Annotated in this window: 15 protein-coding genes; 2 read left to right on the top strand and 13 right to left on the bottom strand. The window is 66.9% G+C overall.

Annotation, left to right across the window (positions count from 1 at the left end):
- Positions 1–83: 83 nt before the first annotated feature.
- Genes GOAMI_RS17165 through GOAMI_RS17150 form a run of 4 tightly spaced genes read right to left on the bottom strand, consistent with a single transcriptional unit; the run spans position 84 to position 4,577 of the window.
- On the bottom strand, positions 84–1,229 hold the full coding sequence (locus tag GOAMI_RS17165; protein WP_006437829.1) for an acyl-CoA dehydrogenase family protein: 1,146 nt from the start codon (positions 1,227–1,229) through the stop codon (positions 84–86).
- A gap of 22 nt (positions 1,230–1,251) precedes the next feature.
- Positions 1,252–2,928 (bottom strand): class I adenylate-forming enzyme family protein, encoded by a 1,677-nt coding sequence (locus GOAMI_RS17160; RefSeq protein ID WP_006437828.1) that lies wholly within the window; start codon positions 2,926–2,928, stop codon positions 1,252–1,254.
- A 47-nt stretch (positions 2,929–2,975) separates the two neighbouring features.
- Positions 2,976–3,725 (bottom strand): SDR family NAD(P)-dependent oxidoreductase, encoded by a 750-nt coding sequence (locus GOAMI_RS17155; protein WP_006437827.1) that lies wholly within the window; start codon positions 3,723–3,725, stop codon positions 2,976–2,978.
- Positions 3,726–3,785: 60 nt separating this feature from the next.
- The gene (locus tag GOAMI_RS17150) at positions 3,786–4,577 is read right to left on the bottom strand and encodes an enoyl-CoA hydratase-related protein (protein ID WP_006437826.1); all 792 of its coding nucleotides are present in this window, start codon (positions 4,575–4,577) and stop codon (positions 3,786–3,788) included.
- Positions 4,578–4,811: 234 nt separating this feature from the next.
- On the opposite strand from GOAMI_RS17150, the gene GOAMI_RS17145 reads away from it, so the two are divergent.
- Positions 4,812–6,221, top strand: coding sequence for an ethanolamine ammonia-lyase subunit EutB (locus GOAMI_RS17145; RefSeq protein WP_006437825.1), 1,410 nt, complete (start codon positions 4,812–4,814; stop codon positions 6,219–6,221).
- Positions 6,218–7,027: an ethanolamine ammonia-lyase subunit EutC gene (eutC, locus tag GOAMI_RS17140; RefSeq protein ID WP_006437824.1), complete on the top strand. Its 810-nt coding sequence runs from the start codon at positions 6,218–6,220 to the stop codon at positions 7,025–7,027. Before GOAMI_RS17145 ends, eutC begins: the two co-directional genes overlap by 4 nt.
- 21 nt (positions 7,028–7,048) lie before the next feature.
- Here the strand turns inward: eutC and GOAMI_RS17135 are convergent, their stop codons facing one another.
- The 9 genes from GOAMI_RS17135 to gltB form a co-directional block, all read right to left on the bottom strand.
- Positions 7,049–7,384, bottom strand: coding sequence for an SHOCT domain-containing protein (locus GOAMI_RS17135; RefSeq protein ID WP_006437823.1), 336 nt, complete (start codon positions 7,382–7,384; stop codon positions 7,049–7,051).
- Positions 7,385–7,424: 40 nt separating this feature from the next.
- Positions 7,425–7,874 carry a DUF6325 family protein gene (locus tag GOAMI_RS17130; RefSeq protein ID WP_006437822.1) on the bottom strand — a complete coding sequence of 150 codons (450 nt, stop codon included), beginning with the start codon at positions 7,872–7,874 and terminating at the stop codon, positions 7,425–7,427.
- Positions 7,871–9,709 (bottom strand): AMP-dependent synthetase/ligase, encoded by a 1,839-nt coding sequence (locus GOAMI_RS17125; RefSeq protein WP_006437821.1) that lies wholly within the window; start codon positions 9,707–9,709, stop codon positions 7,871–7,873. Before GOAMI_RS17125 ends, GOAMI_RS17130 begins: the two co-directional genes overlap by 4 nt.
- Before the next feature lie 110 nt (positions 9,710–9,819).
- On the bottom strand, positions 9,820–11,808 hold the full coding sequence (locus GOAMI_RS17120) for an ABC transporter ATP-binding protein/permease (RefSeq protein ID WP_006437820.1): 1,989 nt from the start codon (positions 11,806–11,808) through the stop codon (positions 9,820–9,822).
- Positions 11,809–11,997: 189 nt separating this feature from the next.
- Positions 11,998–12,462 (bottom strand): hypothetical protein, encoded by a 465-nt coding sequence (locus GOAMI_RS17115; RefSeq protein WP_006437819.1) that lies wholly within the window; start codon positions 12,460–12,462, stop codon positions 11,998–12,000.
- A gap of 10 nt (positions 12,463–12,472) precedes the next feature.
- Entirely contained in the window at positions 12,473–13,351 is an 879-nt protein-coding gene (locus GOAMI_RS17110; RefSeq protein ID WP_006437818.1) for an acyl-CoA thioesterase, read from the bottom strand.
- Positions 13,352–13,403: 52 nt separating this feature from the next.
- Complete coding sequence (gene pyk / locus GOAMI_RS17105; protein WP_006437817.1) at positions 13,404–14,828, bottom strand: pyruvate kinase; 1,425 nt, start codon at positions 14,826–14,828, stop codon at positions 13,404–13,406.
- A 193-nt stretch (positions 14,829–15,021) separates the two neighbouring features.
- A complete protein-coding gene (locus GOAMI_RS17100) occupies positions 15,022–16,527 on the bottom strand; it encodes a glutamate synthase subunit beta (RefSeq protein WP_006437816.1) in 1,506 nt (501 codons plus the stop codon).
- Positions 16,520–21,091 carry a glutamate synthase large subunit gene (gene gltB, locus GOAMI_RS17095; RefSeq protein WP_006437815.1) on the bottom strand — a complete coding sequence of 1,524 codons (4,572 nt, stop codon included), beginning with the start codon at positions 21,089–21,091 and terminating at the stop codon, positions 16,520–16,522. Before gltB ends, GOAMI_RS17100 begins: the two co-directional genes overlap by 8 nt.
- Positions 21,092–21,427: the final 336 nt, after the last annotated feature.

Below are 21,427 nucleotides of genomic sequence, written 5' to 3'. Positions count from 1 at the left end.
CTTCTGATCCGTTCGTGCCTGTGTTCATCGAGACCGGCCCACGACCGCCTCGACGAATCAGCGCTGGAGTCACTGTACAAGTCCTACAGCCCGAGGTCCTTGGCGACGATCGTCTTCATGATCTCGGTGGTGCCGCCGTAGATGGTCTGGATGCGGGCGTCGACGAACGCCCGCGACACCGGATACTCACGCATGTAGCCGTAGCCGCCGTGCAGTTGCAGGCATCGGTCGGCGGTGCGTACCTGCAGCTCGGTGGCCCACCATTTGAGTTTCGCGGCGCGGGCCGGCGTCAACCGGCCGGCGACGTGTTCGGCGATGCAGTCGTCGAGGAACGTGCGGGCGATGTCGAGTTCGGTCGCCAGTTCGGCGGCGACGAACTGTGTGTTCTGGAACGACGAGATCGGCGACCCGAATGCCGTGCGCTCCTGCACGTACTCCAGGGTGCGCGCGAAAGTGCCCTCCGCAGCCGCAACAGCACCGATGGCCAGTGACAACCGCTCCTGCGGGAGGTTGCGGACGAGCTGATAGAAGCCTTCGCCCTCCCCGCCGAGACGGTTGGCCGCCGGGACGCGCATGTCCTCGAAGGACAGCTCACCGGTGTCCTGCGCGTGCAGTCCGATCTTGTCGAGTCGGCGGCCCCGGACGAACCCGGGCGTGTCCGCGTCGACGACGAGAAGCGTGAGGCCCCTGTGCTTCTCGGGACCCGTCCGGGTGGCGACGACGAAGAGGTCACCGTTGCGCCCGTTGGAGATGAAGGTCTTCGCCCCGTTGACCACGTAGTGGTCGCCGTCGCGGACCGCCGAGGTGCGGATACCGGTCAGGTCGCTGCCCGCACCGGGTTCGGTCATCGCGATACCCAGCACGGTGTCGCCGCCGACGACCCCCGGCAACCAGCGAGCCCTCTGCTCGTCGGTCGTCAGCTCCGTGAGGTATGGCAGTACGACATCGTTCTGCAACGAGAAGGCGATGGCCTCGGCGGCGGCACCGGTGCGCGCCACCTCGTCGATCAGGATGGCGTTGTACCGGAAGTCGTCGACGCCGGGACCACCGAACCGCTCGGGCACGGGGAAGCCCAGGAGTCCGTTCTTGCCCGCCTCGACGAAGAGGTCGCGATCCCATTGCCCGGCGTTCTCCCAGGCGGTGTGCACGGGGGTGATCTGTTCGGCCACAAAGCGTCTGACCGTCTCGCGAAAGTGCTTGTGTTCGAGGTCGTGCGTGAGTGAGGACATCGATTCCTCCGTTCGGGGTGAGTCAGCCGTGGACGCGGTCGGGGGCCGGTGCGCGGAACGCGCCGTCGGCCATCTCGCGCGCGGCGGATTCGGTGGCCTTGTAGTGCAACTTCTTCCCGGTCGCCGAGACGGGGAGCGACTCCACGATGCGGTACGCGCGAGGACGTTTGAAGCTCGACAGCATCGGGTGCGAGCGACAGTAGGCGTCGAGGTCCTCCGGCGTCGGGGCCGCCCCGTCGGCGGGCACGACGTAGGCGACGACGAGACTTCCCCACTGTTCGTCCGGGACACCGACCACGAGCGAGTCGACCACGCCCGGATGGCCGTTCAGTGCCTCCTCGACCTGAACCGGGTGGACGTTCTCGCCGCCGGACAGCAGCATGTCGTCCTTACGACCGACGATGGTGACGAACTCATCGGCGTCCCAGGTGGCCAGATCACCGATGTGCAGCCAGCTGCCGTTGTACTTGGCCTTCTCCTGCTGGGGGGAGTCGTAGTAGGCGGCCGCGCATTTCGGCGACCGGATGATGACCTCACCGACTTCCGCACCATCGTGTGCGACGACCTCGTCCGGGCTCGCCAGATGTCCGTCGTCGTGGACCCGGACCACGCGGACGTCGTCGTCGATGCACGCACGTCCGGCGGTTCCGGCGTGCTCGGGGAGATCGTCGGGTCGCAGAAAGGTGTTCCAGAATCCCTCGGTGCTGCCGTAGCCGTTGAAGATCCGCGGGGTGAGCACCTGCTGGTAACGCAGTGCCGCCTCGCGTTCGAGCGGTGCCCCCATCGTGACGATTCCGCGCAGACTGGAGAGGTCGCGCGGGTTCGCCGACTGCGCGCCGGCAAGCATCGCCAGGTTGGTCGGCGCACCGATGAGAAAGGTCAATCGATATCTCTCCACCCAGTCGAGGGTCAGCTCGGGATCGAAGGTGCGCATCGGGACGACTGTGGAACCGAGGTAGAACGACGGATTGGGACCGGCGCAGTAGAGTCCGCCGCGATGGAACCACGGCGTCATGTTCAGTGTCCGGTCGTCCGGGGACAGCGGGAAGTGCATGATCACGTCGTGCGCCGAGAAGATCTCGATGGCCGAGTTCATCGGCACCGCCTTGGGCATGCCGGTCGTACCCGAGGTGTAGAGCCGAGTGGTCTCGTCGAAGACGCCGCGCGACACCGTCGGCGGCACACCGCGGGCGACGGGGAGGTCGGCGAAGCGGATCGACCCGGCGGCGAGGTCGCCCTCTCCGACGCCCACCAGTACTTCGGGAGTGTGCCCGGCAAGCGAGATGGCCTCGTCGACCGTGGCGCTGAGACTGGTGTCGTAGACGTAGACCTTCGGCCGGCTGAGGTCGAGGATGACGGCCGTCTCACCGGCCGCGAGCCGGAAGTTCACCGGCGACCCGACCGCTCCGGCCGCCTGCGTCGCCAGATACAGCTGGGCGAACTCCGGGCCGTTGAGCAACTGATAACCCACGACCACGCCGTCGGTCACCCCGCGATCGACGAGGCCGGCCGCGAGTTCGTCCACCGCCGAACCGAGTTCGGCGTACGTCCACTGCCGATCGGTGGAGGGGTCGATCATCGCCACCTCGCCGCCGTAGCGGGCGACGTTGCGGCGGAAGCCGTTCAGATAGGTGAACTCGTGCTCGAAGAAACTGCGGTACGCATGCGCGTCATACACGTAACTCGTGTCGGGGGTCATGTCGGTTCCCTCCAGGGCTCATCTCGATCCGGGTGGATGGCGGCCGGTCAACCGGCCATGGTGAGACCGCCGCTGACGCTGATCACCTGACCGGTGATGAACGACGCCGCGGGTGAGGCGAAGAACAGGACCGGTGCGGCGACCTCGTCGGGGCGCGCGAGTCGCCGGAGCGGGATCGCCTTCACCAGAGCTTCTTTCAGCTTCTCGGGTTGCGCCTGGAACAGCGGGGTGTCAGTGGGTCCGGGGCAGACGGCGTTGACGGTGATCTGATACCGGGCCATCTCCCGCGCAAGCGACTTCGAGAGGGCGATGACGCCGCCCTTCGCGCCGGCGTAGATCGTCTCACCCGCCGAGCCGACCCGCCCGGCGTCGGAGGCCAGGTTGATCACGCGGCCACCCCGCCAGCCGTCGGACTTCGACGCCTCCACCATGCCGGGCAGGAACGCGCTGGCCATGTGAACGGGTCCGAGGTAATTGATGGCCACCACTTTCTCGGCGAATTCGGTTGTGGCGTTCAGGAACTGATCAGTGCGGTCCCAGCCGGCGGCATTGACGAGGATGTCGGGGACACCCACCTCCGCCTGCACCGCGTCCCGCAGCTCGTCGACCTTCGCACGGTCGGCAACGTCGACGACCATCGGCACGATGGAACCCGCCTCTCCCGCGGTGCGCTTGGCGGCATCGAGATCGAGATCGGCGGCGACCACGGTCGTCCCCTCGGCCGCGAAGCCCAGGGCGATCGCCCTGCCGATCCCTGATCCCGCGCCCGTGACGACGGCGATGTGCTTGTCACTCATGAGGTTCCTCCCGGAGGTGTCGAGTCCGTGGGTCGAGTCGAAAGATCGGATGCCGGGCGATCAGGCGCCGACGTACTTGTCGAACCGCGGCGCACGCTTCTCCGCGAAGGCGTTCGCGCCCTCGAGCCCCTCGGGGGAATGGGTGAAGAGGTCGAGCGCGCTCATCGCGAGATTGGAGAGACCGGCCTGGTGGTCGGTGTCGGCGTTGAAGCTCTGCTTGAGGAAGCGCAGTGTGGTGGGCGACTTCTCGGCGATCTCGGCGGCGATCTTCTTCGCCTCGTCGAGCAGATCGGCCGCCGGGACGACCCAGTTCACCAGCCCCCACCGTTCGGCGGTCTCGGCGTCGTACTGGCGGCACAGGTACCAGATCTCGCGGGCACGTTTCTCCCCCACGACGCGGGCCAGGAACGCCGAACCGAATCCGGCGTCGAAGGAGCCGACCTTGGGCCCGGACTGACCGAAGCGTGCCGTGTCGGCTGCGATGGTGAGGTCGCACAGCACGTGCAGGACGTGTCCGCCGCCGATGGCGAGTCCGTTGACCGCGGCGATGACCGGCTTCGGGATGTCGCGAATGGTCTTGTGCAGGTTGCCGATCTCGAACATGCCGCTCTCGCTGGGCCCGTAATCGCCGGTCTCCGCACGCTGTTTCACGTCACCACCGGTGCAGAACGCCTTCTCCCCGGCTCCGGTCAGGATCACGGCCTGGACTCCGTTGTCGGCCCAGGCACGACGGAAGGCGTTGATCATCTCCTCGACCGTCTTGGCCCGGAAGGCGTTGTACCGATGCGGCCGGTTCATCGTGATGATCGCGGTGGGGCCCTCGACCGTGTAGTCGATGTCTTCGTAATCCATCTTGATCACTCCTTCTGCTGGGGAATCGCCTCCGGGCACATCCGTATGGGGGTGTCTGCGGTGGTCAGCGATGATTTTTGCTCAAGCGGAGCCCTGCTGTGAACTTTTATTCCGGTATGCGTGAACGTACATTCATTCGTCTGGGTGTGTCAAGGGTCACTCCGTTGCCGGCGTCGGCGCAAGTGGTTCGTTCGTCATGCGCGGCGGATCGGCCGAACCTAGACTTCGGGGACCATGAGATTCACCCAGACCATCTCCGGCACGTCCTACGAGTTCGACGGCCTCGTCGAACTCATGGCGAAGGCCACCCCGCGCCGCTCGGGTGACGAATTGGCCGGTTGCGCCGCCACGTCCGACGCCGAACGTGCTGCTGCTGCATGGCAATTGGCCGACGTTCCACTGTCAGCTTTTCTCGAGGACCTCCTGGTCCCCTACGAGTCGGACGAGGTCACCCGACTCATCGTCGACACGCACGATCGCGCAGCCTTCACCGAGATCTCACACCTGACCGTCGGCGGGTTCCGCGACTGGCTGCTCGAGATCTCCACCCGCTCCGACGCGGCCGAACGCATCGCACGCATCTCCCCCGCCGTGACGCCGGAGATGGCGGCCGCCACGTCGAAGATCATGCGCAACCAGGACCTCATCCTGGTGGCATCGGTCATCCGGGTGACCTCGGCGTTCCGGACCACCATCGGACTCCCGGGCCGCATCGCCACCCGCCTGCAGCCCAACCATCCCACCGACGATCCGCGCGGGATCGCCGCAGCCACCCTCGATGGTCTGCTGATGGGCTGCGGCGACGCGGTGATCGGGATCAACCCGGCGTCGGACTCACCGCAGGCGACCACCGACCTGCTCCACATGCTGGACGAGATCCGTCAGCGCTTCGAGATCCCGATGCAGTCGTGCGTGCTCTCGCACGTCACCACCACGGTCGACCTGATCGATCAGGGCGTCCCCGTGGACCTCGTGTTCCAGTCGATCGCCGGGACCGAAGGAGCCAATGCGGGATTCGGGGTGAATCTCACGATTCTGCAGGAGGCCAACGAGGCCGGCCGGTCCCTGCACCGCGGCACGGTCGGCGACAACGTCATGTATCTGGAGACCGGACAGGGATCCGCACTGTCGGCGGGCGCGCACCTCGGCACCGGTGGCAAAGCCGTCGACCAGCAGACCCTCGAGACGAGGGCCTACGCGGTCGCGCGCGCCCTGGACCCGTTGCTGATCAACACCGTCGTCGGATTCATCGGCCCCGAATACCTCTTCGACGGCAAGCAGATCATCCGCGCGGGACTCGAAGACCACTTCTGCGGGAAGCTCCTCGGACTCCCGATGGGCGTCGACGTCTGCTACACCAACCATGCCGAAGCCGACCAGGACGACATGGACACCCTGCTGACACTTCTCGGCGTCGCCGGAGCGGCCTTCGTCATCGCGGTGCCCGGCGCAGACGACGTCATGCTCGGCTACCAGAGCCTGGCCTTCCACGACGCGTTGTACGTGCGACAGGCACTCGGACTACGTCCCGCACCCGAATTCGAGGCGTGGCTCGCCCGACTAGGGATGTGCGACGCCGACGGCCGGATCCGTCCGGTCGATCCGGCGACCTCGCCCCTCCTGCCGTTGGCGGCCGGCCGATGAGCACACCGGAGCAGTCACAGCCGGCGGAACTCGCCGGCGGCGACGACATCTGGGCGTCGATGCGTCGAACCACACAGGCGCGCATCGGCCTCGGGCGTGCCGGTAACTCCCTGCCGTCACGTCGCGTCCTGGAGTTCCAGGCCGCACACGCAGCAGCACGGGATGCCGTCCACGAACCCCTCGACGCCGACGCCATCGCCGCGTCGCTCGCCGAACTCGGACTCGGTCGTCCGGTCATCGTCACGAGCCGGGCCTCGGACCGCGGCGAGTATCTGCGCAGACCCGACCTCGGCCGGACGCCCGAGGACCTGTCGGCGCTCACCGAATCCGGCGCCGACATCGGCATCGTCATCGCGGATGGCCTGTCCCCGCGCGCGGTCGCCGATCACGGACACGGTCTGGTGGCCGCACTCGTCGATGCCCTCGACGGCCGTTACACGATGGCGCCGCCGGTGATCGCCACGCAGGCGCGCGTCGCGCTCGGCGACCACATCGGCGAGGCCCTCGGCGTGACGACCCTCATCGTGATCATCGGTGAGCGACCGGGACTCTCGGTTGCCGACAGCCTCGGCATCTATCTGACCCATCTGCCCCGTCCCGGACGCACCGACGCCGACCGCAACTGCATCTCCAACATCCACCCGCCGGACGGATTGCACTACGACGTCGCCGCACGGATCACCGCGGCCCTCGTCGACGGCGCGCGGAGACTCGGCCGATCAGGAGTGGCCCTCAAGGACACCTCGCGTCGGGCCGCACAGGAGAACATCGGCGACGCAGACGATCTCACCATCGAGACCTCGTGATCCCGCGATCGCTCCCCGCCCTCACGTCCCGAGGATCTTCGCCTTCTGCGCGGCGAACTCCGCCTCGGTGAGGATGCCCTGCTGGTAGAGCGCACCGAGTTCCTTCAGCGCCGCGATCGTGTCCATACCGGTCGACTGCGCGGGCGGTTGCGGTGGTTGCGGCGGTGGCGGTGATTCGGGATACGGCGTCGGGGCGTACTGCGGTTCGGGATATCGCTGCGCACTCGGGTCCTGCTGGGTGACAGTCCCCTGTTGCGCCCAGCGGCTCGCCTGACGCCGCGACACCCGATTGCTCACCGCGGTGGCGGTCCCGGAGATGACGGCCGTGCGGGCGACCCCGCGGATCAGACCTGGCATGACACTGTTCCTCTCTGGCCCGTCAGGGCTGTCGAGACGATCACGATCGCTCGATCGCGTCGAGCGATTCGAGGAGCGCGTCGACCGGAATCCGGCCCGATGCGACCACGCGCCCACCGTTGTTGCGCACCGCCGTGGCGAACGGAGCGGCCCACAGGTTCTCCCACACGAGAACCGCTGCACTGGAACCCGGTTCGATCGCAGTGGCCGCCTCGGCGATGTCGGTGTCATCGAGAATCGACGTCGCCGCTCCGTCGAAGATCGCGAACTCCACACCCAGTTCCCCGATCTCGACCTCGGCGACGGCCCCGTCGGCCCCCTTGGTCAGGAAAACGATGTCGATGAGCCGCACGATCCCGCGGTCGATCAGGTCCATCAGGTAGGGCAACGCCTCACCGGTGGGTTCCCGACCGGCCCATTCGACGACGATGTAGTCGACCGGACCCAGTTCACGATCAGGGGCCTGATCACGATCAGCGGCGGCGGTCATGACCGCAGATCCACTACGGCGTCACCCGGCTGCGGTTCGTACAGGGCACCGATCTCGGCCGCGTACTTCGTGGCGATCGGAGCGCGGCGCAGCTTCATCGTCGGTGTCAGTTCATCCCCGCCCGGATCCCACGTGACGGGGACGATGGTGAACCGCTTGACCTGCTCCACGCGGGACAGCCTTCTGTTGGCAGTACGAATGGCGGCCGAGACCTCGTCCACGATCTCGGGATGCACGGACAGTTCGGTGAGGTCGGCGTCGGGCAGATTCAGCTTCTCGGCGCGCGCCGCCACGACCTCCGGGTCGAGCACGACCAGCGCGGAGACATACGGCTTCGCATCGCCGATCGCGGCCACCTGACTGATCAACGACGACGCCGCCTTCATCGCGTTCTCGATGTTGGTGGGCGACATGTTCTTTCCGGACTCGTTGATGATGAGTTCTTTCTTGCGGTCGACGATGATGACGTTGCCGTCGTCGTCGATCTTCGCGATGTCACCGGTCGACAGCCAACCGTCGGCGTCGATCGCCTCCGCCGTCTTCTCGGGTTGCCCACGGTATCCGCGCATCACCACGGGGCCGCGGACGAACAGCTCACCGTCGTCGGCGATTCTGACCTCCATGCCACGTATCGGTGGGCCGACGGTGCCGATCTTGAGGTTGTCGGGCGTGGTCATCGTCGACACACCGGTGGTCTCCGACATCCCCCACACCTCGAGAATCGGGATTCCCAAGCCCAGGAAGAACTTCAGCACCTCGGGTGGGATCGCTGCGGCACCCGAGCCGGCGAACTTGAGCTGGTCCAGTCCGAGCGCGGCACGCACCTTGTGCAGCACCAACCGGTCAGCGAGGCCACGCTGAGCCCTGGCGAGGACACCCAGCCCCTTGCCGTCGATCTGTGCCTGAACACCGGCTGCTCCCACGCCGAAGGCCCAACCGGCAAGCACTCTCTTCACCGGACTGGACTCCTCGGCGACCTTCGCCTCGACGCCGGCCCGGATCTTCTGCCACACCCGCGGGACCCCGAAGATGAACGTCGGGTGCACTTCGGGCAACGCCGCGGCGATCTCGCGCGGGTCCGACACCGTGGTGATCTGCATGCCGCGCATGATGTTCGCCGCATGCGACGACACCCGATCGGCGATGTGCGCGGCCGGCAGATAGGAGATCGAGCGGTCGTCGAACCCCACGTCGACCTTCTCCGCCAGCGCAGCCATCTCCGCGACCATGTTGCGGTGGGTGATCTCGACGCCTTTCGGCGGACCTGTGGTCCCGGACGTGTAGATCAGGGTCGCCAGGTCTTCGGGTTCCACCGCCTGCCACGACGCGGTGAAATCGAACCCATCGGGTGGCGGCGTGCGTTCGACGTCGTCGAGCGAGATCGTGTCGGCGGCCACCCCATCGACGACGATGATGCGTTCGACGCCGGTGTTCGCCGATGTGATCACCGGCAGGAACTTCTGCTCGGTGATCACCACCGAGTTCTCGGCGTTGCCGAACAGGTACTCGATCTGGTCGGACGAGCTCGTGTTGTAGATCGAGAACGGGACCGCACCGAGGTGCAGTGCCGCGGTGTCCACCAAGTGGAACTCCGGCCGATTGGTCAGCATGATGCCGATGGTGTCGCCCCTGCCGACGCCGAGCGCCGCGAGTCCACCGGCGATCGCCTCGACCCGGGTGGCGTACTGCGACCAGGTGATCTGCTGGGCACCGCCGACGGTACGGATCGCCACGGCGTCCGGACGGACCGTGACCGTCTGCTGGAACGCGGCCGGAATCGTCGACACGTCGACACCGGTCTCATGGGGAAAGGTGATCAGGTCTGTTGCGGTCATCTGGTCCTCGAGTCGCCAAAGCGATGGATGTGGTACACGTCACACTAGCGAGGGGTCGCAGTTATCAGGATCCGTTCACGGCAAACGGTGACCAGATCGAAAGATGCAGGTCACGACTGTTTGTCTAGCGAAAGACTCGAGTCGATCGGCGACAACGTCCACGCCCCTCCACCGGTCAGTTCCAGCACTTCGGTGTGGTGCTGATCGGTGGTGCTCCGGTGGCTGACCGACACCAGGATCGTCTCCGGGAGCTCGGTCCGGATCAGTTGGTACAGCGCGTATTCGAGACCCTCGTCGACCGCCGAGGTCGCCTCGTCCATGAACACCGCCTGCGGTTTCGTAAGCAGGATGCGAGCGAACGCGACGCGCTGCTGCTCGCCCGGCGAGAGCACTTTGGCCCAGTCCTCCTCATCGTGCAGACGGTCGACGAGATGCGGCAGGAACACCTTCTCCAGGGCCCGCTTGACGGCGTCGTCGCCGACGTCGTCGGGAAGCGCCGGATAGGCGACCGCGGTCCTCAGATCACCCAGCGGGATGTAGGGCATCTGCGAGAGGAACAGGGTGTGGTCACCCGGCGGGCGGGTGAACTCGCCGTCGATGAACGGCCACAGGCCGGCCAGTCCCCGCAGGAGAGTGGTCTTGCCCGAACCCGAACGGCCCTTGACGACCAGCGCGTCACCGGGATCGAGAGAGACGTTGAGTGCGCGGATCAGCTCGTCGCCGCTCGGGGTGTTCACGTCGATGTCGGCGAGACGCACTGCCCGTTCCCGATCGGTGGTCGTGATCTCGGGCATGGCTCGCGACTTGACGTCGGCGTCGGCGTCGGCCAACCCGTCGAGACGGATGATCGACGCGCGCAGACCGGTGAAGTCGTCATACGCGGTCCGGAAGAAGGAGAGTGCGTCGTGCATCTCGCCGAAGGCCGACGCCGTCTGCTGCATGTCGCCGAGCTTGATCTGGCCGTCGAAGAACCGCGGGATCTGCACCAGATACGGGAACACCACCGCGAGTTGGCTGACGCTGAAGTTCCAGCCGACGAATGCCATCTGGACATGGATGATCTGCCAGTAGTTCCTGATGACCGCCGCGAACCGGGTCATCAGTCCGGAGTGTTCGACCCGTTCGCCGCGATAGAACGCGATGTTCTCCGCACTGTCACGGACCCGGACGAGGGCGTATCGGAAATTCGCGGTGAGCCGCTCGTTCCAGAAGTTGAGACGGATGAGCGGTCGACCGATGGCAAACGCCACGACGCTCGTCACCAGCACGTACACGAAAACCAGCCACATCATCATCCGTGGGATCTCGACCCCGAGGAGCGTCACCGGCCCCGACAGATCCCACAGGATCTTCGAGAAGGACACGATCGAGGCGATCGCCGTGAGCACACCGTTGGTCGACGAACCGCCACCACCCCAGAGCAACGAAGTTCCGACGGAGGCGACGTTGGTGATGTCGGCCTGGATGCGCTGATCGGGGTTGTCGACCCCGGGATGGATGTCGATCGGCTTGCGCGAGGGCTGCGGCGCACGCCGGAACCACCTGCGCCGCATGAGTCCCGCACTGAGGTCGACGAAACGATTGCGGTAGAAGGCACGGCCGTTCATCCAGTCCGCCGCTGCCCCGGCGGTCATCCAGCGGCGGAGGTTGATCTCGAATGCGGCCCCGACGTAGATCTCGATCATGGTGCGCACCACGTGGAGCGACGCGAGGATCGCGAACACCACCATCGAGTGCCAGAACGCGTCCTTGCCCATCTGGAGCAGGTCGGCACCTTGCGGACCGCCCGCCGCCAATCCCTCGGCCGCGGTCTGCAGGCCGGTGTAGAGGTCATTGCTGAAATACGAGAACAGCACCGTCACCCGCACACCCATCAGGGCGAGCAGAGTGAGTATCGCAGCGAGCCCCCAGGCCTTGAGTCGCGTGCCGGGCTCGGTGAAGAATCCGCCGATGACGCGCCAGAGCGGTCTACCCCACCGGCTGAACCGGGCGAGGAGAAGACCGATGACGAGCATCGCGACGGCGGAGATCCCGAAAGCGATGGCCAGCCATTTCAGGCTCGCCCACACCTCGTTGCCCCAGTCGATGCTGTACTCCACGCACACTCCCTTACCGTCGGACGTCGCAGCCGGGAACGCCGGGCGACATCGCGGCCCGTCTGCACGCGGAGCGTCGAAGATGCAGTCGACACAACGGGTCCGGGCCCAACAATGATCCGGCGCAGTTTAACCCGGCGTTCACCGGCTGTCCGGACAACTGCGGCCCATGTCGCGACGGGTCGGCGGAACTCAGGCGAGGGACCGGAGCACCGCACCCTCTTGGAGGGCGGACGTGGAGACCGGTTGGGAGAAACGATCGCCGACCCGGACGACATAGCCGGCGTCGGTGAACGTCACGCCGTCGACCTCGAAGGTCAGTTGGCACCCCTCGTCCGCGCGCAGGAAGCGGTCGAGCGAGGTGACGGCGACCTCACCGCCGGCGGCGTCGTAGATCGCGACCTGCGCGCCGCGGACGATGCGTCCGCCGTCGGGCAGCGCCGCGACCTCCGTTGCGCAATCGGCGACGACGCCGCCCTTCGCCGTGAACGTCGGGGTGGTCAGGAGTCCGACCAGCAGGGCACCGATCGCAACGGCGGCGAACAGCACCATCGCAAGCGTGGTCCCGACGATGACCGGTCGACGAGTCCTGCGCTGCCAGGTCCGGCGTGGGAGTGGCGGGCCGGGATCGAGCCACATCTCCTGGGCTGCAGTCATTTCGAAAAAGTCACTTCTTGGGTGGGAAGTACTTGATCAACGCTTCCTGCACGACCGACGTCGCGAGGGTGCCGTCCCGCATCCAGAATCGACCCGATCCCATGCCGCGCGAACCCGTCGCCACCGGCGAACGCGTCGCGTACAGCAACCAGTCGTCGAATCGGAACTCGCGATGGAACCACATCGAGTGGTTCACGGTCGCCGCGAACAGCCGGTCGATGCCCCACGACAGTCCGTGAGTGGTGATGATGGAGTCGAGGACCGTGGTGTCGGAGGCGTAACACATTGCGGCGACGTGCATCACGGGGTCGTCGGGCATCACGCCGTCGGCCTTCATCCAGACCCGGTTGTCGGTGAGCTTGTGCCCCGCCTCCTTCGCCTTCCAGCTCGGATCATTCGCGAACCGGATGTCGACCGGATGCAGGGCGTTCACGAAGGTGGCGATCCGGTCCTCGAATCCCTTGAAATGCTCTCCGAGAGTGGGCAATTCCTCCGGGTAGGGCACCTGCGGAATCTCCACCGCATGCTCGAGTCCGGCGGCATTGTCCTGGAAGGCCACCAGCATCGTGAAGATCTCTTCGCCGTTCTGCTTGGCGGTGACCTGACGATTGGCGAAGGACTTGCCGTCGCGGAACCGGTCGACGTGGTACTCCATCGGTTTGGTGACGTCGCCGCCGCGGATGAAGTGTGCGTGCAACGCGTGGATCGGCGGGTTGCCGCGCGTCAGGCTGCGGGAGGCGGCCACCACTCCCTGCCCGAGGAGCTGCCCGCCGAAGGTGCGTGCGGTGACCTGCTCCGGATGGTGTCCGATGAACACGTCCTCGTCGCGGCGTTCCACGTCGAGCAGTGCGAGCAGCTTGCCGAGATCCCCGGTCTGTTCCACGGTCATGGCCTTCACCCTAGTGACAGACCGGGGGCCTCGGTGTCGGTGGTCGTGCTTGTCAGTGGTCCTGCTCGCCGATGCGGTGGACGTGGATGAGGTTGGTGGAGCCGACGGTGCCGGGTGGGGCGCCGGCCACGATGACCACCACGTCACCCTCGGACAGTCGGCCGATCCGCAGCAACTGGTGGTCGACCTGGTCGATCATGTGGTCGGTGGTGTCGACGTTGTTGACGATGAACGTCTCCGTGCCCCAGCTCAGTGCGAGCTGACTCCGTACCTCCTGCGTCGGTGTGAAGGCCAGCAGCGGCAGCCGCGAATGCAGCCGGGCGAGGCGCCGGACGGTGTCGCCGGACTGGGTGAACGCGACGAGTGCCTTCACCTCGAGCCGTTCGCCGATGTCCCGGGCCGCGTAGGAGATGACGCCTCGCTTGGTGCGGGGCACATGCGACAGCGGCGGCACGTCACGCGGACCGGACTCGACGGCCCGGCAGATGCGGTCCATCGTGCGGACGGTTTCGAGCGGGTACTTCCCCACCGAGGTCTCGCCGGAGAGCATCACCGCGTCCGCACCGTCGAGGACGGCGTTGGCCACGTCGGACGCCTCGGCGCGGGTGGGTCGCGAGTTCTCGATCATCGAGTCGAGCATCTGGGTCGCGACGATCACCGGCTTGGCGTTCTCGCGGGCCATCTGGATGGCCCGCTTCTGCACGAGCGGCACCTGCTCGAGCGGCAGTTCGACGCCGAGGTCGCCGCGGGCGACCATGATGGCGTCGAAGGCCAGGACGATGGCCTCGAGGTTCTCGATGGCCTCCGGCTTCTCCAGCTTCGCGATGACCGGCACCCGGCGGCCCACCCGATCCATGACCTCGTGGACGAGTTCGATGTCGGACGGGCTGCGCACGAACGACAGCGCGATCATGTCGACACCGAGACCGAGTGCGAACTCGAGGTCCGCGATGTCCTTCTCGGACAGCGCGGGCACCGAAACGCTCATACCCGGCAGCGACAGACCCTTGTTGTTGCTGACCGGGCCACCCTCGGTGACGGTGCAGACCACATCGTTGCCGTCGATCGACGAGACCGTCAGTCCGACCTTGCCGTCGTCGACGAGGAGCCGGTCGCCCGGGCTCGCATCCTCCGACAGCTGCTTGTAGGTGGTGGAGACGCGATCGTGGGTGCCCTCGACATCGTCGACGGTGATCCGGATCTCCTCACCCGTCTCCCAGACGGTCGCCCCGTCGCAGCCGTCGAAACGACCGAGCCGGATCTTGGGTCCTTGCAGGTCGGCGAGGATGCCGACGGCCTTCTCCGCCGCATCGGAGGCCTTGCGGACACGTGCGTAGACGGCAGCATGGTCCTCGTGCTTGCCGTGGCTGAAGTTCATCCGGGCCACATCCATACCGCTGGCGACGAGTTCCTTGAGGCGTTCGTCGCTGGAGGTGGCCGGACCCATGGTGCAGACAATCTTGGTTCGCCGAGTCACACCAACACCTTAGTCCCGTCGGTGGAGCATCTCCACGCGCCGTCGCAGACGCCATCCAGTGGTCACGTGGTGTTGTCGCTGGTGACGGTCCACTACTTCCCGGTACGCAGTTCGCGTCACACAAGCAGCTCGCGCGTGTTCGCCGTCCCCGCCGTGTCGGTCGGCGACCGCGATGCTCCGTTGGCTCCGCTCCTCAGCGCACGGAGAGCGGCAGGGCCGCGGGCCGGACCGGAGAGGGTAGGTCGGATTCACCGACGAGGTACTCGTCCACCGCCCGCGCCGCCGACCGGCCCTCGGCGATCGCCCACACCACCAGCGATGCACCGCGATGCGCGTCCCCACACACGAAAACGCCGGGAGCGTCTGTCTGCCAATCACTTCCGCACGAGATGGCGCCCCTCTTGTTGGGTTCGATCGCCAGCCCCGACAGCAGTTCGCCGCGCTCCACACCGGCGAAGCCGATCGCGAAAAGCGCCAGCTCACAGGGGATCTCGAACTCCTCCCCGACCGGTCTGATCTCGCGTCGACCGTCGGCGTCTCGTCGTACCTCGACCTCTGCGAGGACCATGGTGGTGACGTTGCCCTCCTCGTCGCCGAGGAAACGCTGCACGGCCACCTGGTACCTGCGTTCACCGCCCTCGGCGTGCGCACTGGAGGTCCGCATGACCAGCGGCCAGGTCGGCCACGGCGAGCGCGTGTCGTCGCGTTCGTCGGGGAGTTCGGGGTTGTAGTCGAGTTGGACCACCGAGGCCGCGCCCTGCCGGTGGGCGGTGCCCAGGCAGTCCGCGCCGGTGTCGCCGCCGCCGATGATGACGACATGCTTGCCGGCGGCGGCGATCGGCGACGGGCCGTCGCCCTCGCACTCCCGGTTGGCGGGCACGAGATGTTCCATTGCCAGGTGGACCCCGTTGAGCTCGCGACCGGGCACCGGGTTGTCGCGGGCCTGCATCGCGCCGATGGCCAGGACGACGGCGTCGTGTCGCGCCTGCAGGTCGCCGACGGACAGATCGGTGCCGACGTCGCAGCTGGTGACGAACTCCGTTCCCTCCGCGCGCATCTGGGCGATACGACGATCGATGTCGGACTTCTGCAGCTTGTACTCGGGGATGCCGTAGCGCAGCAGGCCGCCGAGCCGGTCGTCGCGCTCGTAGACGGTCACGTCGTGCCCGGCACGCGTGAGCTGTTGCGCCGCGGCGAGTCCGGCCGGACCGGAACCGACCACCCCCACCGACTTCCCGGTCTTGGACGCCGGCGGTTCGGGTCCGATGACGCCCTCCGCCCACGACTCGTAGGCGATGGTCTTCTCGATGCGTTTGATGGTGACGCTGCCGCCGGTCGCGGACTCGGAGATCGACAGGACACAGGCGGCCTCGCACGGCGCCGGGCACACCATCCCGGTGAACTCGGGAAAGTTGTTGGTGGCGTGGAGCCGGCTGCTCGCCGCGTCCCAGCGGCCGCGTCGGACGAGATCGTTCCACTCCGGGATCAGGTTGCCCAGCGGGCAACCCGCGGAACCGGAGTGGCAGAACGGGATACCGCAGTCCATGCAGCGGCGCGCCTGGGTACTGACCTCCTCGAGCACCTTCACCGGGTTGTCGGCGTGGACGTAGACATCGTCCCAGTCCTGGACGCGCTCGGCGACCGGACGGTACTTCGCTTCTTTCTTCGGGACTTCCAGGAACCCGCGCGGATCAGCCACGTGCCGCCTCCATGATCGCTGAATCGACGTCGCGTCCCTCGGCCTCGGCCATCCTGGCCGCGTCGAGCACGCGCTTGTAATCGGTGGGCATCACCTTCGTGAACGCCAGGCAGCGGCGGGGCCAGTCCGCGAGGATCGAGGCGCCGATCGCCGAACCCGTCAGGTCGGTGTGTCTGGCGACTGTCTCCTTGAGCCATGCCAGATCGTCGGGGTCCGGGCGCATGAGTTTGACCATCGCCATGTTCACCTTGGTCCGGTCGAGGTCGTGCACGTAGGCGATACCACCCGACATCCCCGCCGCCAGGTTGCGTCCCGTCGGTCCGAGGATCACCACGCGCCCGCCGGTCATGTACTCGCACGCATGGTCACCGGCACCCTCGACCACCGCGGTCGCCCCCGAGTTACGAACCGAGAAACGTTCGCCCACGCGGCCTCTCAAGTACACCTCACCCGAGGTCGCGCCGTAGAGGATGGTGTTGCCGGCGATGACCTGGTCCTCGGCCACGAACCACGAGTCGGGATGCGGGGCGACGACGATCTTGCCGCCGCACAGCCCCTTCCCGACGTAGTCGTTGGTGTCACCGGTGAGCTTGATCGTCACCCCGGGCGGCAGGAACGCGCCCAGCGACTGGCCGGCCGAACCCTCCAGCTTCACCACGATCGTGTCCTCGGCCAGGCCCTCGGCGCCGTAGCGTCGCGTGACCTCGGCCCCGAGCAGGGTGCCCACGGTCCGGTTGACGTTGCGCACCGGCAGTTCGAGCGTGACCGGATGGGCGTCCTCCAGCGCACCCTCGGCGAGCTGGATGAGCGTCTGGTCCAGTGCACGGTCGAGTGCGTGGTACTGCTCCCGCACCCGACGGCTCGGACCCTTGTCCTCCACCTTGCGGAAGATCGGGGACAGATCGAGTCCCTTCGACTTCCAGTGCGCGACCGCGGCGTCGGTGTGCAGACGCTGCGACTGCCCGATGGCCTCGTCGAGGGTCCGGTACCCCAGCTGCGCCAGATACTTCCGCACGTCCTCGGCGATGAAGCGGAAGAAGTTGACCAGGTGGTCGACCTGGCCGGTGAACCGCGACCGCAGCTGCGGGTTCTGGGTGGCGACACCCACGGGGCACGTGTCGAGATGACAGACGCGCATCATGATGCACCCGGCCACGATCAGTGGCGCGGTCGAGAAGCCGTACTCCTCGGCGCCGAGCAACGCCGCCATGATGACGTCCCGGCCGGTACGCAGCGCACCGTCACACTGGACGGTGATCCGGTCGCGAAGTCCGTTGAGCATCAACGTCTGCTGGGCGTCGGCGAGTCCGATCTCCCACGGGGTGCCGGCATGCTTGAGCGAGGTCAGCGGCGACGCACCGGTACCGCCGTCGTGTCCGGAGATCAGCACGACGTCGGCATGCGCTTTCGACACGCCCGTCGCGACCGTCCCCACGCCCACCGCGCTGACCAGCTTGACGTGGATGCGCGCCTCGGAGTTGGCGTTCTTCAGATCGTGGATCAGCTGGGCGAGGTCCTCGATCGAGTAGATGTCGTGGTGCGGCGGTGGCGAGATCAACGCGACGCCCGGCGTCGAATGCCTGGTCTTGGCGATCCACGGGTACACCTTGTACGCCGGAAGCTGGCCGCCCTCACCGGGTTTCGCCCCCTGGGCCATCTTGATCTGGATGTCGGTCGCGTTGATCAGGTAGTCGCTGGTGACACCGAACCGCCCGGACGCGACCTGCTTGACGGCGCTGCGGCGTTCCGGGTCGTAGAGACGGTCGACGTCCTCGCCGCCCTCGCCCGAGTTCGAGCGACCGCCGATCTTGTTCATCGCCATCGCGATGGTCTCGTGGGCCTCGGCAGAGATCGAGCCGTAGCTCATGGCACCGGTGTTGAAGCGCTTCAGGATCTCCTCGACCGGTTCCACCTCCTCGAGCGGGATCGGTTCGCGCGCATCGAGATCGAATTCGAAGAGACCGCGGAGCGTGCCGCCTTCGCGGGACAGCCGGTCGACCTCGTCGGAGTACTTCTGGAAGATCTCGGCCCGCCCGGTCTTGGTGGCGTGCTGCAGCAGGAAGACGGTTTCCGGGGTGAACAGGTGCAGTTCGCCGTCCCGGCGGTACTGGTACTCACCGCCGGAGTCGAGACGGCGATAGACCTGTTCGGTGGGATTCTCCGGGAAGGCGCGGTGGTGACGTATGCGCACCTCCTCGGCCAGTTCGTCGAGTCCCACGCCTTCGATGCGCGACACCGTGCGGGTGAAGTACTCGCGCACCACCTCCGACGACAGGCCCACGGCCTCGAAAGCCTGTGCGGCGGTGTAGGAGCTGATCGTGGAGATACCCATCTTGCTCATCACCTTCAGCACACCCTTGCCGAGCGCCTCGAGGTAGTTGCGGATCGCCTTCGACCGGGTGACGCCGGTCAGTTCACCCTCGGCGATGAGGTCCTCGATCGTCTCGATCGCCAGGTACGGGTTGACCGCGGCCGCCCCGAAACCGATGAGCGTCGCGATGTGGTGGACCTCGCGGGCGTCGCCGGATTCGACGACCAGTGCGACACGGGTTCGCTCCTTGGTGCGCACCAGATGGTGGTGGACGGCCGAGGTGGCCAACAGCGACGGGATCGGCGCGTGGTCGGAGTCGGTGAGCCGATCCGAGATGACGAGGGTGGTGTGTCCCTCGGCGATCGCCTGGCTCGCCCGCTGACGCAGATCCTCCAGCGCGGCCGCGAGACCGGCTCCGCCCTCGGCCACCTCGTACAGCGCACGGAGCAGCTTGGCCGACGACCCCGGATGATCGCCGTCGTCGTTGATGTGGACCAGTTTGGCGAGGTCGGCGTTGTCGAGGACCGGCCAGTGCAGCATGATCTGGCGGCACGACGCGGCGCTGGGATTCAGCAGGTTCTGCTCAGGACCCATCACGCGGCCCATCGAGGTGACGATCTCTTCGCGGATCGCGTCCAGCGGCGGGTTGGTGACCTGCGCGAACAGTTCGACGAAGTAGTCGTAGAGCAGCCGCGAGCGCTGTGACAGGACCGCGACCGGGGTGTCGGTGCCCATCGAGCCGAGCGGTTCGTACCCCGACGCCGCCATCGGCGTGAGCAGCACCCGCAGGTCCTCTTCGGTGTATCCGAAGGACAGCTGCCGGCGGACGACGGTGTCGTGGTTGGGCTGGAAGACCGGGCGTTCGGGCAGCGTGGCGATGTCCACGAGCCCGGCGTGCAACCACTCGTCGTACGCCTCGGCGTTCATCAGCTCGCCCTTGATCTCCTCGTCCGGGATGATCCGCCCCTGGGCCGTGTCGACGAGGAACATGCGGCCCGGCTCGAGGCGCCCCTTGCTGATGACATCGTCGACCGGGACGTCGAGGACACCCGCCTCGGAGGCGAGGATGATCCGGCCGTCGCGGGTCTGCCACCACCGCCCGGGGCGCAGGCCGTTGCGGTCGAGGACCGCGCCGACGACGGTGCCGTCGGTGAAGGTCACGCACGCCGGCCCGTCCCAGGCCTCCATCAGCGACGCGTTGAACTGCAGGAACGCGCGGCGCTTGGGATCCATGTCGGGGACGTTCTCCCACGCTTCGGGGACCATCATCATGACCGCGTGGGGCACGCTGCGACCGCCGAGATGCAGCAGTTCGAGCACCTCGTCGAGCGAGGCCGAGTCCGAGGCCTCGGGGGTGCAGATCGGGAAGGCACGCTTGAGGTCGCCGGGGATGAGATCGGTCTCGAGCAGGGCCTCCCGGGCGCGCATGCGATTACGGTTGCCGCGCACCGTGTTGATCTCGCCGTTGTGCGCGACGAACCGGAACGGATGCGCGAGGGGCCACGACGGGAACGTGTTCGTCGAGAACCGCGAATGGACGATCGCGATGGCGCTCTGGCACCGGTCGTCGCGCAGATCCGCGTAGTACAGCGGCAACTGCATCGTGGTGAGCATGCCCTTGTAGACCATGGTGCGGCTCGACAGCGACGGGAAGTACAGGCCAGTACCCGCCTCCTCGACCTCCGGCGTGACCCGCTCGGCCTGCTTGCGGAACGGGTAGATGAAGCGGTCGAGGGCCACGCCACCGATGCGTTCGGCACCCGGTTCGGGATCGACGGTGACCAACAGCTGCATCATGTACGGCATGCACGCGACGGCGGTCCCGCCGATGTCGGCGTGCTCGTGGTCGACGGGCACATCACGCCAGCCGAGGACCGTGATTCCTTCGTCGGCGGCGAGCGCCTCGACGCGTGCGATCGCCCGCTGTCGCAGGTCCGGGTCCATCGGCAGGAAGCACGTGCCCGCCGCGTAGGTGTGGGAGCCGTCGGCGGCCGGCGCGGGAAGCTCGAAGTCGGTGGTGGCACGCAGCAATTCGTCGGGCAGCTGGATCAGGATGCCGGCGCCGTCACCGCTGTTGGTCTCGGCTCCGGCGGCCCCGCGATGCTCGAGGTTCTCCAGTGCCAGAAGACCGTCGGCGACGATCGAATGCGAACGCCGGCCGTGGATGTCGGTGACCATCGCGACGCCACACGAGTCGACCTCGGCCTCCGGGTCATACAGGCCCTGCTTGGCCGGGAGCGCAGAAAACAGCATCACTACCTCCACTCGATCCGGAAACGGATCGCTGCTGAGTGTCCACTGGGACAGCACTGGCCCGAGGAGAATTGCGCGGCGAGCGAGTGACCGTGCCGAGATCGGTACCGGGCTGATTCGAAACCGTCGCGACCCCCGAGGGTCGTGGTGGTCGGTGCCGGGCGGTCGGAGATCGCGCGTCGTGAGATTCGATCGTATCCGAACACCACGGGGCACGCCGGTGCTCGAGGTCTGTGATCCTCACGACCGGAATCCGCCCCGGAAAACCACCCTCGACAGAGGCGCCGACGACAATATGTCGTCGGCTGCTCTCGGGAGGGCGCTTTCCCGGGGTCT

Origin of the sequence: Gordonia amicalis NBRC 100051 = JCM 11271 (assembly GCF_000332995.1) — a bacterium.
In the GTDB taxonomy this organism is placed as follows: domain Bacteria; phylum Actinomycetota; class Actinomycetes; order Mycobacteriales; family Mycobacteriaceae; genus Gordonia; species Gordonia amicalis.
Note: the sequence above shows the minus strand (reverse complement) of the source record. Positions and strands in the feature narration are given on the sequence as shown.